Genomic DNA, 14,340 nt, shown 5'->3' with positions numbered 1-14,340 from the left:
GCGCTTCGCGAACGGCGTTCGAGATCTCGAACGAGAGGGGCGGTGGTCGGGCGGGACGGGGATCGGCCCGCGCGGGCGGTGGTCGGCGGAAGGGGCGGCGGTCAGCCCGCGTACGGTTCGGGGGTCGTCCCCGGCCTGGCCAGGAACTCGAAGTCGCAGCCGGTGTCGGCCTGGGAGATCTGCTCCATGTACAGCGCGCCGTAGCCGCGCTCGTACCGGGCCGGCGGCGGGGTCCACGCGGCCCTGCGGCGCTCCAGCTCCTCGTCCTCGACGTGCAGGTGGAGGGAGCGGGCCGCGACGTCGAGGGTGATCGTATCGCCCGTGCGGACCAGGGCAAGGGGTCCGCCGACATGGGATTCCGGCGCCACGTGCAGCACGCACGCCCCGTAGCTCGTCCCGCTCATCCGGGCGTCCGAGATCCGGACCATGTCCCGCACCCCCTGCTCCAGCAGGTACTTGGGGATCGGCAGCATCCCGTACTCCGGCATCCCGGGCCCGCCCTTCGGCCCCGCGCCGCGCAGCACGAGGACGTGGTCGGCGGTGATGCCGAGCTCCGGGTCGTCGATGGTCCGCTGCATCGTCCGGTAGTCGTCGAAGACGACGGCCGGGCCGGTGTGCTCGAGGAAGCGCTCCTCCATGGCGACGTGCTTGATGACCGCGCCGTCCGGGCAGAGGTTGCCCCGCAGCACCGCGACCCCGCCCTCGGCGGCCAGCGGCCGCTCCCGCTCCCGGATCACGTCGGCGTCGTGCACCAGGGCCCCGTCGAGCTGTTCGCGCAGGGTGGCGTGGGAGACCGTGGGCCGGTCCAGGTGGAGCACGTCCGCGAGCCGGGAGAGGAAGCCGGGCATCCCGCCCGCGAAGTGGAAGTCCTCCATGAGGTACTTCCCACCGGGCCGCAGGTTCGCGAGCACCGGCACCGTCCGCGCGATCCGGTCGAAGTCGTCGAGCGTCAGCCGCACGCCCGACCGGCCGGCCATCGCGATCAGGTGGATCACCGCGTTGGTCGAGCCGCCGAGCGCCAGGACGGCGGCGACCGCGTCCTCGTACGCCTCCCGGGTCAGCAGCCGGGAGAGCCGGAGGTCCTTGCGCACCAGCTCCACGATCCGCAGCCCCGACGCGGCGGCCATCCGGTCGTGCCCCGAGTCCACCGCCGGCACCGAGGAGGCGCCCGGCACGGTCACGCCCAGGGTCTCCGCCGCCGCCGTCAGCGTCGACGCCGTGCCCATCGTCATGCAGTGGCCGGGGGAGCGGGCGAGCCCGTTCTCCAGCTCGGCCATCTCGCAGTCGCCGATGGTGCCGGCCCGCCGCTCGTCCCAGTACTTCCACATGTCGGTGCCGGAGCCGAGGGTCTCCCCGCGCCAGTGCCCCGGCAGCATCGGCCCGGCCGGCACGAAGACCGTCGGCAGGTCCACCGAGGCCGCGCCCATCAGCAGCGCGGGCGTCGTCTTGTCGCAGCCGCCCATCAGCACCGCCCCGTCCACCGGGTACGAGCGCAGCAGCTCCTCCGTCTCCATGGCGAGGAGGTTGCGGTAGAGCATCGGCGTCGGCTTCTGGAAGGTCTCCGACAGCGTGGACACCGGGAATTCGAGCGGGAAGCCGCCCGCCTGCCACACCCCCCGCTTCACGGCCTGCGCGCGGTCGCGCAGGTGCACGTGGCAGGGGTTGATGTCCGACCAGGTGTTGAGGATCGCGATGACCGGCTTGCCGAGGTGCTCCTGGGGCAGGTAGCCGAGCTGCCGGGTCCGGGCCCGGTGGCTGAAGGTCCGCAGCCCCTCCGTCCCGTACCACTGGTGACTGCGCAGCTCGTGGGGCTGCCGGTCGGGGCGGTCGTACGGCTCGCACGCCTCGTGGTCCGGGCGGTCGTGCGCGTCGTGGGCCCCGTGCGCCTCGTGGTCCGGACGGTCGTACGGCTCCGGGGACCCGCCGGGGAGTTCCTCCCGCGCCTCCGTCATATCGGCCACCCGCCCGCGATCTTTGCGACCTCGGCCCGCTCGTCCCGGGGGAGTTCGCGGCTCGGCGGCCGGACGTCCCGGCGGCACAGTCCGAGCGAGGCCAGCGCCTCCTTCACCACCGTCACGTTGTCCGCGTTGCCGTTGGCCGCGCGCAGCTCCTCGAAGCGGCGGATCCGCTCCCACACCTTCATCGCGGTGCCGTGGTCCCCGGCCCGCAGGGCCTGGAGCATCTCCAGGGAGAGCGCGGGGGAGACGTTCACCAGACCGGAGGTGAAACCGGTGGCGCCGGCCGAGAAGTACGAGGGGGCGTACGGCTCCGCGAGCCCGGCCACCCACACGAAGCGGTCGAGCCCCGCGTCCCGGGCGAAGCCGGCGAACCGGGCCGCGTCCGGCACCGCGTACTTGACGCCCACCACGTTGGGACAGGCGGCGCCCAGCTCGGCCAGGCGCGCCCCGGCGAGCAGCGGGTTGCGGACGTAGGGGACGACGCCCAGCTCCGGCACCGCCTCGGCGATCGCCCGGTGGTAGTCGACCCAGCCGCTCTCGGAGACGTACGGGTGCACCGGCTGGTGGACCATCACCATGTGCGCCCCGGTCTCCCGGGCGTGCCGGGCCGCCTCGACCGCGGTCGGCACGTCGTGCCCGACGCCGACCAGGACCGTGGCGCGGCCCGCCGTCTCCGCGACGGTCGCCTCGGTGACCGCGCGGCGCTCCTCGGGGGTGAGGGCGTAGAACTCGCCGGTGTTGCCGTTGGGGGTGAGGGTGCGCACCCCGCCGTCGAGCAGCCGGCGCAGCAGCGCCCGGTGGGCGGCGAAGTCCACCCGGCCGTCCTCGGCGAACGGCGTGACCGGGATGGCCACGACGTCGGCGAGGGCGGCCCGGAGGGTCTCGAAGGTCATCGTCACTCACTGTCCAGGGGGTTCGGGGATCCGGAGGTCCAGAGGTTCACGGATCTGCGGATTCAGGGGTTCTCGGGGAAGGCCCGCGCCACGAACGAGGCGATGTGGGCGTGGACCGCCCGGCGCGCCCCGTCGGCGTCGCCCGCGGCGGCGAGCCGCAGGATCTCCTCGTGCTCGGCGGCCTCCCGGTCCCAGGAGGGGACGGAGGCCCAGGCGACCGTGGAGACGAGCGCGGCCTGGTCGCGCACCTCGTCGAGCATCCGCCCGAGCAGCGGATTGCCGCAGGGGAGGTAGAGCGCGCGGTGGAAGGCCCGGTTGGCCAGGGAGCGCTCGGCCGGGTCCTCGGCGCCGGCGGCGCGGGCGAGGGCCTCGCGGGCCTCGTCGAGCGGGGCGCCCGAGGCGACCGCCCGGCGGACGGCCTCCGGCTCCAGGAGCAGCCGGACGTCGTACACGGCGCGGGCCATGTCCGCGTCCACCATCCGCACGGTGACGCCCTTGTACTGGCTCATGACCACGAGTCCGCTGCCCGCGAGGGTCTTCAGCGCCTCGCGCACCGGGGTCTTGGACACCCCGAAGCGCGCGGCGAGTTCGGCTTCCACGAGGGCCTGCCCGGGTCTGAGCCCCCCGGTGAGGATGTCGTGCTTGATCGCCTCCTGGACGTACTGGGTCCGGGAGGGGATGGGGCTGGGGGCGAAGGCCATGGAGCACTCTCAGATCTCGTGTATGACGTCTCGCGTACGACGTCTCGTGTATCGCGTCTCATATATGACGTACGAAGTGCAACGGGCATGAAGCTAAGGGGGCGTTCGTGTTTCGTCAATGCTTCGGACAGGATCAGGGAAAGCGCTTTCTGCGGCCGATCGCCCGAAGGGGGCGGGAGAGTCTGTTCCCCTGTTTTGTTTTCTGGGATAACTATTGGGGGTCCGGCGTGATCGCCCCGGCGCGGTGCCGTCCCCGATCCCGGCACCGCTCCCCTCCCCGGACCGGCCCCGGCCCGCCGGGCCCCCGTCCCTCCCGGCGCGGCCCTCCCCACCCACCCCAAGGACCCCCATGAAGTTCACCGACGGCTTCTGGCTGATGCGCGAGGGCGTGCACGCCTCGTACGCCACCGAAGTCCGCGACCTGCGCGTGGAGCCCGGCCGCTTCACCGCGTACGCCTCCGTCAAGCGGGTCCTGACCCGCGGCGACACCCTCAACTCGCCCCTGCTCACGGTGGAGTGCCACGCGCCCGCCGAGGGGGTGATCGGGGTCCGGATCACCCACCACGCGGGCAAGGCCCGCCGGGGCCCCGACTTCGCGCTCGCCGCCCCCGACCCGGACGCGGGGACGGTCCGCGAGGACGGCACGGCCGTCGAGCTCGTCTCCGGCCCGCTCCGCCTCCGCCTCGACCGGGCGCAGCCCTGGGTCCTCGACTTCCTCGACGCCGAAGGCCGCCCGCTCACCCGGGCCGGCCGCAAGGGCACCGCCTTCGTCACCACCCCCGACGGCGCCCACCACATGGCCGCCCAGCTCGCCCTCGGCGTCGGCGAGCAGGTCTACGGACTCGGCGAGCGCTTCACCCCCTTCGCCAAGAACGGCCAGAGCGTCGACATCTGGCAGGCGGACGGCGGCACCAGCAGCGAACAGGCCTACAAGAACGTCCCCTTCTACCTGTCCTCGCGCGGCTACGGCGTCTTCGTCAACCATCCCGGCCGGGTCTCCTTCGAGGTCGGCTCCGAGGCGGTCGGACAGGTCCAGTTCAGCGTCGAGGACCAGTCCCTGGAGTACTTCGTCGTCGCCGGCCCCACCCCCAAGGACGTGCTGCGCCGCTACACCGCCCTCACCGGCCGCCCCGCCCTGCCCCCGCCGTGGTCCTTCGGCCTGTGGCTCACCACCTCCTTCACCACCCCCTACGACGAGGCGACGGTCACCTCCTTCGTCGACGGCATGGCCGCCCGCGACATCCCGCTCTCCGTCTTCCACTTCGACTGCTTCTGGATGCGCGAGCACCAGTGGTCCGACTTCCGCTGGGACCCGGAGACCTTCCCCGACCCGGACGGCATGCTCGCCCGCCTCAAGGCCCGGGGCCTGCGCGTCGGCCTCTGGATCAACCCGTACATCGCCCAGAAGTCCGCCCTCTTCGAGGAGGGCGCCGCCGCCGGGCACCTGGTGAAGCGGCCGAACGGCGACGTCTGGCAGTGGGACCTGTGGCAGCCCGGCATGGCCCTCGTCGACTTCACGAGCCCGGCCGCCCGCGCCTGGTTCCAGGACAAGCTGCGCCCGCTGCTCGCCCAGGGCGTCGACTGCTTCAAGACCGACTTCGGCGAGCGGATCCCCACCGACGTCGTCTGGCACGACGGCTCCGACCCCGAGCGCATGCACAACCACTACACGCACCTCTACAACCGCACCGTCTTCGAACTCCTGGAGAAGGAGCGCGGCCCCGGTGAAGCCGTCCTCTTCGCCCGCTCGGCGACCGCGGGCGGCCAGCAGTTCCCCGTGCACTGGGGCGGCGACTGCTGGGCCTCCTTCGAAGCCATGGCCGAGTCCCTGCGCGGCGGACTCTCCCTCTCCCTCAGCGGCTTCGGCTTCTGGAGCCACGACATCGGCGGCTTCGAGGGCACCCCCGACCCGGAGGTCTTCACCCGCTGGCTCGCCTTCGGCCTGCTCTCCTCCCACAGCCGCCTGCACGGCAGCGACTCCTACCGGGTGCCGTGGGAGTTCGGCGAGGAGGCGGTCGGCGCGGCCCGCCGCTTCACCCGCCTCAAGCACCGCCTGATGCCGTACCTGTACGCGGCGGCCGCCGAGGCCCACGAGACGGGCGTCCCCGTCATGCGCCCCATGCTCCTCGAATTCCCGGACGACCCGGCCTGCCGCACCCTGGACCGCCAGTACATGCTCGGCCCCGACCTGCTCGTCGCCCCGGTCATGACCCCCGGCGGCGAGGTCGAGGTGTACGTCCCCGAGGGCACCTGGACCCACCTCCTCACCGGCGACACCGTCACCGGCCCCCGCTGGCGCCGCGAGACCCACGCCCCCGACAGCCTCCCCCTGTACGTCCGCCCCGGCGCCGTCCTCCCCCTGGCCGCGCCCTCCGGCCGCCCCGACGCCGACTGGCCCGACGGCCTCACCCTCCTCGTCTCCCCCGGCGCCCCCGCCGGCACGACGACCACCGTCACCGTCCCCGACCACCAGGGCGCCCCGGCGGCCGTCTACACGGTGACGCACACGGAGACGGGCCCGGAGGCGACCGCCACGGGCACGGAACTCCCCTATACCACGGCCCTCTTGGTCGGCGGAGGCGTGGTGGCGGACGGGGACTGACCCGGTGGGGCGGCCCGGCACGGGGCCATGACCGGGAAGGGCCCCGTGCCGGGCCGTTCCCGGTCCGCCCCTGCCCGTCCCCGATCCGCCCCCCTGCCCGTCCCCGGCTCGTCACGGGGACGGCCCCCGCCGAGCGCGTCGGCGGGAGCCGCGATCCGCGCCCGGAGGCGCGGGACCGGTCACGTGCCCAGGACCGGCAGACCGGCGTCGACTACCTCGGCGACGAGGGCGGCGCCGCGGCTGTTCTGGTGGACGTGGTCGGTCGTGAGGAGGAGACCCCGCCGCCGCGAGATCGCGTCGAGGCTGCGGCGCAGCACCGCGTGTTCGACGAGGACGCCGATGGCCGCCGCGGGCGTCACCTCCCGGTAGGGGACCGGCGGCGGGTCCACCCGGCGCAGTTCCTCGACCTGGCGTTCGTGGAGCGGGAGGCAGGGCACCCCGTGGCCGGCGGCGACCTCGGCGACCATCCGGCTGTACGCCTCCGACGCCTGTGCCGCCGCTCCGTCGAGCCGCTGTCCGAGCACCGGCAGCGTCAGCAGGCCGATCGCCGCGTCGGTCTCCGCCCGCAGCCGTGCCACGACAGCCTCCAGGCACTCCTGGAACCAGCCGGCCGACGGGCGGACGGGGAGCTTCTTGCGCTTCACGGCCTGCTCGACGGGGTAGCCGTCCAGGCTCGCCCGGGCGTCGTTGGTCCCGATCAGCACGGTGATCACGTCGGGCGGGTCCGCGACGACGGCGTCGAGGCGCTGCAAGAGGTTGTGGGCGAAGTCGCCGTTGACGCCGAAACGGTCGATCCGCAGGTCGCCCGGCGGACGGCGCCGTTCGAGGAGGTCCAGGTAGTCGACGCTGAACTGCGCGCGGGTGAGGCTGTCGCCGAGGCACGCGACGCGCGTCGTCACGGCGCCTCCTCCGGGCCGGGCGTGCCGGCGCGTCCGGCCGGCCGGGCGTCGGTCCGCGGACGGTGGTCGGTGCCGAGGGTCGCCGTGATGGACAGGAGGGACGCCGGCCCCTCCGTGTCGACCGCGTGCCACACCCCGGCCGGGTTGATGGTGGCCTCGCCCGGCCCGAGCACGACGCGGTCGGTCACCCCGTCCACGTCGCGGGTGACCGTCACGGACCCGCTGAGGCACACGACCAGTTCGTCGCCCGCGGGGTGGCTCTCCCAGTGGTCGCCGGCCCCCTCGCCGTCGAAGATCATCACCATCCGGCCCTCGGCGCCGTCCGCCGCGACCGCGGCGCCGTAGGCCCGGAGCACCTCCGGGTCCCAGGCGAAGCCCTCGACGGGTTTCGCCCTCGACCCCAGTCCGAGGTGTACGGGAGTGGTCCGCAGGTCCATGGCATTGCGTGCGTCGTCGATGATTCTCATGCCGACGATCGTCCACGGCGGCGAGGGGACGGTCTTGAAGAAAAGGGAAGGGAGACCGGCGCGACGGGTCGGCGGGCGGACGGAAGACCGACGACTACCCGGCTCCGAGGAGGACTTCGCCGCGGCGCCAGACCGTCGGTGACCGGCCCGTGAACTCCCGCCAGTCCCGCACGAGATGGGCCTGGTCCGCGTAGCCGGAGACGGCCGCCACCTCGCCCCACGGGAGCGGGTCCCGGGCCGCCGCCAGTTCGTGCGCGTACTCGAAGCGCAGGACCCGGGCGAGGCTCTTCGGTGACAGGCCCACCTCGCCGCGGAACCGCTCGGTGAGGTACCGCCGGCTCCAGCCGAGCTCCGCGGCGACCGCACCGATCTGGACGCGCCCCCGCGAGACCACGAGGCGGCGCCACGCCTCGGCCACCTCGGGACGCACCCCGCGCACGGGGTCGCCGCCGGCGCCACGGCCGACGGCCCGGAGGAACAGGGCGTCCAGCGCTCCGAACCGCGCCGCCCACGTCGGCGCCGACCGGAGCCGCTCGGCCAGCTCGACGGCGAACGGTCCGAGGAGCTCGTCGAGCGGGACCAGTCGGTGGGCGAGCTCGGCGGACGGCACGCCGTAGACGGCCCGGGCCCCGAGCGGCGTCAGCGACACCCGGACGCCTTGCTGGCGCCCGTCGTGGTGGACCGCGACGGACCGGCACATCAGACCGCCGGCCACGCCGCCGAACCGGGCGACCGGCGACCCGTCGTCGACGCCCGCAGCCATCTCCAGGGGCTCGGACAGGCTGATCACCGCGGTGAGCGCGCGGCCCGGCGGCCCGCAGTGCACCCCCGGCGGGAAGCCGCGGAGGTCGAAGCCGACGTACGAGTCGACGTACTCCCGCAGGGCGGGCGCCGGAAGCGCGACGATCCCGGCGGCCGTGTGGTCCTCCATCTTCGCCAGTGTACGAGCCGCCCGGCCGAGGAGGACGGCGGCCGACGCCCGTCACACGGTGCTGCGCGCCCGCCGACCGGGGCCGTACGGGAACGGGGCCGTACGGGAACGGGGCCGTACGGGAACGGACCCCGGCCCTCCGCCGTGAAGGCTCCGCGCCCCTCACTCCTCGCTCGTCACCAGCGCGATGTACTCCAGGCGCACGGCGAACGTACGGTGCCCGGTGACCGCCGCGTGCGACTCGCACCCCACGGCCCTCTCCGCCGGCGCCGGCTCCGCCTCCCACGTATACCCGCCGTCCATGCACCGCGCGGTCACGGTCACCTCGCACTCCGCCCCCGGGTGCGTGCGCAGCCGGTGGACCGGCGTCGTCACGGTCGTCCGTGCGGGTGCCCGCGCATCTCGATCCGGGAGTCCACCGCCGCCGAATGGTCGCGGTCCCGCAGCTGCTGCCGCTCCCGCTCCGCCGCGAGCGCGCACGTCGCGCACCCGGGCGCCGGCACGGCGGGCGGTACGGGCTCCACCGAGAGGACCACCGGCGGCTCCGGAAAGGTCCGCGGGGCGCGGGCCGCGGAGCGGGTCGCCGTGACCGGACGGGTGAGGACGCGGATCAGCGCGCGCTCCCGCTCGCTCGGCCGCCGCAGACCGGCCGGCGCGGCGCTCCACGGAGCCCCTCCGCCGGGCGGTTCCAGATGGACCAGCTCCCCGTCCCAGGCGGTGACCTTGCCGAGCCGAGGGGTCCCCTCGGTGGTGTCTTCCGCCATGTAGGTGCCGAGATCCGGAACGGGGGTGGGGTGGTCGCTTGCGGGCACGACGGCTCCTCTCTGTAGCCGATCTGCTACCAGGAGCACTCAGCGTGGCCTACAGTCGAGATGCCTTCAACGTGCGAAATGTGGAGGGAGAGTTGTGGCCAACCGCAAGGAGCTGGACCCGGCCGGCGGGCCGGCCGCCGCGTACGGGGCGAGAGTGCGCAGGCTGAGGGAAGAGCGGGGCTGGACACAGGAGGAGTTGGCCGTCCGGACGGGGTACTCCAGCAAGCACGTCTCCGCAGTCGAAACTGGCCGGAGGTCTTCAACTCTCGCCTTCTCAAGAGCCCTTGATGTCGCATTCGGCCTCGCGGAAACGGAACAGTCGTACGAGAGCGAGTGGCAGAAGCTACGGCACGGTGTGCTTTTGGAGGGCTTCCCGGAGTACATCCATCAGGAGCGCAGGGCGGTGGAGCTGCGCCTGTTCGAGATCGGGATCGTTCCGGGACTCCTCCAGACGTCTGAGTACGCACAGGTCCTGGCGTCCAGCTCCGTCGCCCGCGGAGTGATCACGGCTGGCCAAGCGGCCGAACGAGTGGAGTTCCTGGCCGGGCGACAGCAACTCCTGGAGCAGCAAAGGCCACCGGCGCTCTTCGTCGTGATGGACGAGAGTTGTATCCGGCGCGTGGTCGGCGGGCGCGAGGTCATGGCCGCGCAGCTGGAACAGCTAGTGGAGTTCGCGACGCGCCCGCTCACCGTCCTCCAAGTGGCGCCGTTCGACATAGGGGAGAGGCGGCCGTTCGACCTTCCCGTGAACCTGGTGACGCTGCCGGACCGGTCCGTACTCGCCTACGCCGAATCGCAGGCGAAGGGCCATTTGGAGCGGGATAACGGAACGGTGGCGTCCACGCTTCTGGACTACCATCGGCTGGCAGCGGAATCGCTCTCCCCGGCGGACTCCGTCGCCATGATCGAGGAAGTACGAAAGGGCATGCTGTGACCACCGATTCCCCCCACTGGTTCAAGTCCTCTTACAGCAACAACGGTGGCAACTGCGTCGAGGTCGCCCACAACCTCGTCCCCGCCCTCGGCATCGTCCCCGTCCGTGACTCGAAGGTCCCGGCCGGCCCCGCCCTCGCCGTCTCCGCCGCCGCGTTCACCGCCTTCGTCGACGCGGTCAAGGAGCGGTAGAGGAGGCCCTCCGGGTCGTTCCGCGCCGACCAGGTGGGCGATCACCAGGAGTTCGCCGTCTCCGTCACCGACCGGTTCGCGGTTCCAGCCGCCGCGGGGTGTCACCACTCCCTGCGCACCGTCGCCTTGCCGCCGGTCACCAGGCTCGCCGGGGGGACGTCGTCGGCGACGACCGCGCCGGCGGCGATCACGGCGTCGCGGCCGATGGTGACGCCGGGCAGGATCGTGGCACCGGCGCCGATCCACACGTTCTCCGCCACGTCGATGGGCGCGCCGGTGAGGTAAAGGCGCCGTTCCCCGGGGTCGACCGGATGGCCGCTGGTGATGAACGTGACCTTCGGGCCGATCATCACGCGCTTGGCGATCCGGATCCCGGCGTAGTCCAGGAACGTGCAGTTCTGGTTGATGAAGACGCGTTCGGCGAGGTCGAGGTTCAGGCCGTGGTCCGTGTAGAACGGCGGGTAGATGGTGGTCCTCGCCGGCAGCGGCCTGCCGAGGATCCGCTCGAACAGCTCCGCCTTGCCCGCCTCGTCCTCGAAGGGGAGGACGTTCAGCCGGGAGGTGAGCTCGGTGACCCGCAGGACCCTCTCGGCCATGGCCTGGAACTCGGCGCTGCGGATCGGCATGAGACGGTCGCCGGGCATGATGCGCTCACCTTCTGCGTGCCGGCGGCGGGGGAGGTCCCGCCGGGTGGCCGGGGTCGGGAGCATTCCAGATCACCTCGTGCCGCACCACCCGGACACTCCGGGCCGCCCCGGCGCGCCCGCCCGGGGCCGGGTGTCGCGGGCAGGGGGTCAGAACGGTCCGGGCGTGTCATTGTTCCGTGAGGAGGGCCGGGGAGGTCCTGGAGTCCGTCCGGTGGGGGTGCGGGATGGGAACGATCGGTGTGGCGTGCGCGGTGGCCGGGCTCGTGGCGGCTGCGCTGCTGCGGTGGCTGCCCGTCAGGGGGCGGCGGGAAGGGCTGACGGCGGTCGGGGTCGCGGGGGTGAGGGGCGGTCCGAAGGCCGCGCTGGCGGTGGCCGTCGTGGAGCTCCACCTCGCGGGGGTGGTCGACGTCGGCCGGGCCGGCCGGCTGCGGCGGGTGGTGCACGCGAGTCCCGGACGTGACGCGTCGGCGCTGGGCCGGGCCGCGTGGCAGGTGTTCGGGCGGGAGCTGTCGGTGGCCGACGCCGCCGCCGCTCCGGCGGTGCGGCGGGCCCAGGAGGGGCTGCGCACCGAACTGGCCGGGCGCGGCCTGCGATGCGGACGGGTCCGGCTGGCGGCGGCCGGTCTGGCGGCCCTCGCGGCGGGCGGCACGGCCGTGGCCGTCGCGGTGCAGGGGGCTCCCCGGGCGGGGCTGCCCCTGGCCGTGCTCGCGCTCGCCGTCCTGTGCGCCCCGCCGCGGACGCTGGCCGGGCACCGGCTGCTGCGGGAGGCGCGCCGGCTGCGTCCCCTTCCCGGTGACGCCCCGGCCGGACCGGAGGAGTCCGGACTCCTCGTCGCGCTCCACGGGCGCCGGGCCCTGCGGCTGCTGGCACCGGCGTTCGCCGCCCGCTCCGGACTGCTCGGAGGCCGCGCCCTCCGGGAGACCGTCGCCCGGAGCGAGGGCGACTCGTACGGTGCGAGCGCCCTCTCCGGCGGAGGCGGCGGTGGCGGTGGCGGTGGCGGAGAATGACCAGATGGACAGTCAGGAACGCCTTTCCTACGCCGAGTTCGTGGAGATCGCCACCGCCGACCCGGCGGTCGTCGGCCTCGTCCTCAAGGGCTCACGGGCCCACGAGGGCATGGCCACCGAGCACTCCGACCACGACCTGTACGTCGTCCTCGCGGAGGGGGCGGCGACGGAACTCACCCGCTTCGCGGGGCACCGCACCCCGGAACTCGACCTGATCGTCCTCTCCTCGGACGCGTTCCGCGCCGTCGGGATGCCCGGCTTCGAGCGGTACGCCCTCGCCCGGGCCCGGATCGTGCTCGACCGGCTCGACGGGGGCATCGCCCGGATCCTCGCCGACAAGGCGACGCTCACCGCCGACGAGGCATTCCGCGAGGCGGACGCCGCGCTCGACGCGTACGCCAACTCCCTCTACCGCTCGGTGAAGAACGACCGCGACGGACACGCCCTCGCGGCCCGGCTCGACGCCGCCGACAGCATGGGGTTCCTGCTGGAGACGCTCTTCGCGCTGGACCGGCGCCCCCGCCCGTACAACAAGTACCTGGAGTGGGAACTCGCCCGCTTCCCCCTCCCCGGCTGGGACACCCGGCCGCTGCTCGACGCCGTGGACCGCGTCGCGGCGACGGGCGACACGTCCGCGCAGCGCCGTCTCTTCGCCCGGGTCGAGGCGGCGGCCCGGCGGGCCGGGCACGGCGAGGTGCTGGACGCGTGGGGCGAGGACCTGCGCCTGATGCGACCCCGGTAGGCCGGGCGGTGCGGTGGACCCGCCCGCGGGGAAGCGGATCCCGGCCCGCCGGACCGGCCTCCTATGATGATCGCCGTCGAGGACGGCACGGACGGGGGAGACGGACATGACCACGCAGGGGAGCGACGTGCCGGCCGGCGGACGGAGGGGACGGCGCGGACGGGCCGGGCGCACCCTGGCCGGGGCGGTGGCGGCCCTGACCGTCCTCGGCACGCTCCTCACCGGGTGCTCCTCCGCGCCCGGGGAGCTGGGCGTCGCCTGGGACACCCCCGCGGACCCCAAGGCCGAGGAGGCGAACAGGGGGGCCTGGCTGTCCGGCGACACGCTGGTCCACAGCCGGTTCGACGCGGTGCGCGGGTTCGACGCCCGTACCGGCAAGCGGAACTGGGAGTACGTGCCGCCCGGCCGCTCGGCGATCTGCCACGCCGCCGTCGACACCGGCAACTCGGTCCTGGTCCTCGCCCGCGACGGGGACGGCACCCCCGGCTCGGCCAAGAACAACGGATGCGTCGACGTCGTCGCGATCGACACGGAGGACGGCCGCGAGCTCTGGCACACCGCCCTCCCCGCCCTCGACTCCTGGTCGGGCCGCCTCCAGTCCTTCACGGTGTCCGCCGGCGCCGGCCTCGCCGTGCTCCTCCGGGGGGACGACCTGGCGGCCGTGGACACCCGCACCGGGAAGACCCGCTGGAAGGCGGCCCTGCCCAAGGGCTGCGTACCGGGCACGACCGCCGTGGCCGAGCGCCAGGTCGCCGCCCTCCTCGCCTGCGGCGGCACCGAGCACCTCCTGGGCGACAAGGTCCCGAGCGACGCCGAACTCTTCGCCGCCGCCTTCGCCCCGGCCACCGGCGCGCTCCTCTGGTCCGCCCCCCTCGGGAACCGGACCACCGTCCCCTGGGACGCGCGCGCCGAATTCGTCTCCGCCGACCCCCTGGTGGTGGCCGCCTCCTCGTCGGGCGACTCCGACTCCGGGGCCTACTTCTCCTTCGGCGCCACCGGCCGCCCCAACCCGCCGATCGACTTCAGCGGCTCCTACGGCGAGATCAGGCGCGAGGACCGGCTCACGGTGGCGGCGGACGACAGCAGGCTCTACGCCCTGACCTTCCACCGGCTGAAGAACAGCCGTGGCAATCCCACCCGCCTCGCCGCCTTCGACCTCGCCACCGGCGAACCGGTCTGGGGCGGCACCGTCGAGGACGACCGCCTCGACGGCGAGGCCGGCTACCGCATCCTTCCCCACGACGGCGAGATCACCGTCCTCACCTCCCGCCGGGAGAGCCCCCTCTTCGGCGACGTCACGTACCTCCACGGCCTCCGCGTCCTCGACGCCGCCACGGGCGAACAGCGCGAAGCCCGCGACTTCCCCGAGGAGGACGAGTCGGTGGACACCCTCTTCACCCACGGGGACCGCCTCATCGGCGCCCGCTACGAGTCGTACGGCTACCGGAGCAAGCCCTTCACCGCCTACGAACGCCGCTGACCCCCGAGCAGGGGCGGGGAACCGGACAGGCCCCCGCCGAGTCATCACGGGCACGCAGCGAGGAAGGGGAAAGGGA

The 14,340-nt window shown here is 73.8% G+C and carries 15 protein-coding genes; 6 read left to right on the top strand and 9 right to left on the bottom strand.

All coding sequences use genetic code 11. From position 1 onward, the window contains the following. Positions 1–101: 101 nt before the first annotated feature. From araD to IE326_RS38015, 3 genes are all read right to left on the bottom strand, one after another. On the bottom strand, positions 102–1,952 hold the full coding sequence (gene araD, locus IE326_RS38025) for an L-arabinonate dehydratase (RefSeq protein ID WP_229915909.1): 1,851 nt from the start codon (positions 1,950–1,952) through the stop codon (positions 102–104). Continuing rightward, positions 1,949–2,851 (bottom strand): dihydrodipicolinate synthase family protein, encoded by a 903-nt coding sequence (locus IE326_RS38020; protein ID WP_190044810.1) that lies wholly within the window; start codon positions 2,849–2,851, stop codon positions 1,949–1,951. Before IE326_RS38020 ends, araD begins: the two co-directional genes overlap by 4 nt. 62 nt (positions 2,852–2,913) lie before the next feature. After that, positions 2,914–3,552 carry a GntR family transcriptional regulator gene (locus IE326_RS38015; protein ID WP_150234592.1) on the bottom strand — a complete coding sequence of 213 codons (639 nt, stop codon included), beginning with the start codon at positions 3,550–3,552 and terminating at the stop codon, positions 2,914–2,916. A 349-nt stretch (positions 3,553–3,901) separates the two neighbouring features. Here IE326_RS38015 and yicI point away from each other — a divergent pair, with 349 nt between their 5' ends. After that, a complete protein-coding gene (gene yicI, locus IE326_RS38010; protein ID WP_190044809.1) occupies positions 3,902–6,154 on the top strand; it encodes an alpha-xylosidase in 2,253 nt (750 codons plus the stop codon). 179 nt (positions 6,155–6,333) lie between these two features. Here yicI and IE326_RS38005 read toward each other — a convergent pair whose 3' ends face one another. The 5 genes from IE326_RS38005 to IE326_RS37985 form a co-directional block, all read right to left on the bottom strand. Continuing rightward, positions 6,334–7,053: an SGNH/GDSL hydrolase family protein gene (locus IE326_RS38005; RefSeq protein ID WP_150234588.1), complete on the bottom strand. Its 720-nt coding sequence runs from the start codon at positions 7,051–7,053 to the stop codon at positions 6,334–6,336. Further along, complete coding sequence (locus IE326_RS38000; protein ID WP_150234586.1) at positions 7,050–7,520, bottom strand: cupin domain-containing protein; 471 nt, start codon at positions 7,518–7,520, stop codon at positions 7,050–7,052. Before IE326_RS38000 ends, IE326_RS38005 begins: the two co-directional genes overlap by 4 nt. 94 nt (positions 7,521–7,614) lie before the next feature. After that, positions 7,615–8,451 carry an AraC family transcriptional regulator gene (locus IE326_RS37995; protein ID WP_190044808.1) on the bottom strand — a complete coding sequence of 279 codons (837 nt, stop codon included), beginning with the start codon at positions 8,449–8,451 and terminating at the stop codon, positions 7,615–7,617. A gap of 162 nt (positions 8,452–8,613) precedes the next feature. Next, positions 8,614–8,826 carry a hypothetical protein gene (locus tag IE326_RS37990; protein WP_190044807.1) on the bottom strand — a complete coding sequence of 71 codons (213 nt, stop codon included), beginning with the start codon at positions 8,824–8,826 and terminating at the stop codon, positions 8,614–8,616. Beyond that, positions 8,823–9,263: a hypothetical protein gene (locus tag IE326_RS37985; RefSeq protein ID WP_190044806.1), complete on the bottom strand. Its 441-nt coding sequence runs from the start codon at positions 9,261–9,263 to the stop codon at positions 8,823–8,825. The genes IE326_RS37990 and IE326_RS37985 overlap by 4 nt, the downstream gene beginning before the upstream one ends. Before the next feature lie 94 nt (positions 9,264–9,357). On the opposite strand from IE326_RS37985, the gene IE326_RS37980 reads away from it, so the two are divergent. Next, positions 9,358–10,197 carry a helix-turn-helix domain-containing protein gene (locus tag IE326_RS37980; RefSeq protein ID WP_190044805.1) on the top strand — a complete coding sequence of 280 codons (840 nt, stop codon included), beginning with the start codon at positions 9,358–9,360 and terminating at the stop codon, positions 10,195–10,197. Next, the gene (locus tag IE326_RS37975) at positions 10,194–10,388 is read left to right on the top strand and encodes a DUF397 domain-containing protein (RefSeq protein ID WP_150234578.1); all 195 of its coding nucleotides are present in this window, start codon (positions 10,194–10,196) and stop codon (positions 10,386–10,388) included. Before IE326_RS37980 ends, IE326_RS37975 begins: the two co-directional genes overlap by 4 nt. A 101-nt stretch (positions 10,389–10,489) precedes the next feature. Here the strand turns inward: IE326_RS37975 and IE326_RS37970 are convergent, their stop codons facing one another. Continuing rightward, positions 10,490–11,032 carry a DapH/DapD/GlmU-related protein gene (locus tag IE326_RS37970; RefSeq protein WP_190044804.1) on the bottom strand — a complete coding sequence of 181 codons (543 nt, stop codon included), beginning with the start codon at positions 11,030–11,032 and terminating at the stop codon, positions 10,490–10,492. 227 nt (positions 11,033–11,259) lie between these two features. On the opposite strand from IE326_RS37970, the gene IE326_RS37965 reads away from it, so the two are divergent. The 3 genes from IE326_RS37965 (at position 11,260) to IE326_RS41680 (ending at position 14,264) form a co-directional block, all read left to right on the top strand. Further along, positions 11,260–12,042, top strand: coding sequence for a TIGR04222 domain-containing membrane protein (locus tag IE326_RS37965; protein ID WP_190044803.1), 783 nt, complete (start codon positions 11,260–11,262; stop codon positions 12,040–12,042). A 4-nt stretch (positions 12,043–12,046) separates the two neighbouring features. Next, positions 12,047–12,784, top strand: coding sequence for a hypothetical protein (locus IE326_RS37960; protein WP_190044802.1), 738 nt, complete (start codon positions 12,047–12,049; stop codon positions 12,782–12,784). A 106-nt stretch (positions 12,785–12,890) separates the two neighbouring features. Further along, on the top strand, positions 12,891–14,264 hold the full coding sequence (locus tag IE326_RS41680) for an outer membrane protein assembly factor BamB family protein (protein ID WP_190044801.1): 1,374 nt from the start codon (positions 12,891–12,893) through the stop codon (positions 14,262–14,264). Positions 14,265–14,340 lie beyond the last annotated feature (76 nt).

The organism is Streptomyces filamentosus (assembly GCF_014654895.1).
GTDB lineage: Bacteria > Actinomycetota > Actinomycetes > Streptomycetales > Streptomycetaceae > Streptomyces > Streptomyces filamentosus.
This window is presented reverse-complemented; position numbering and strand designations above follow the sequence as displayed.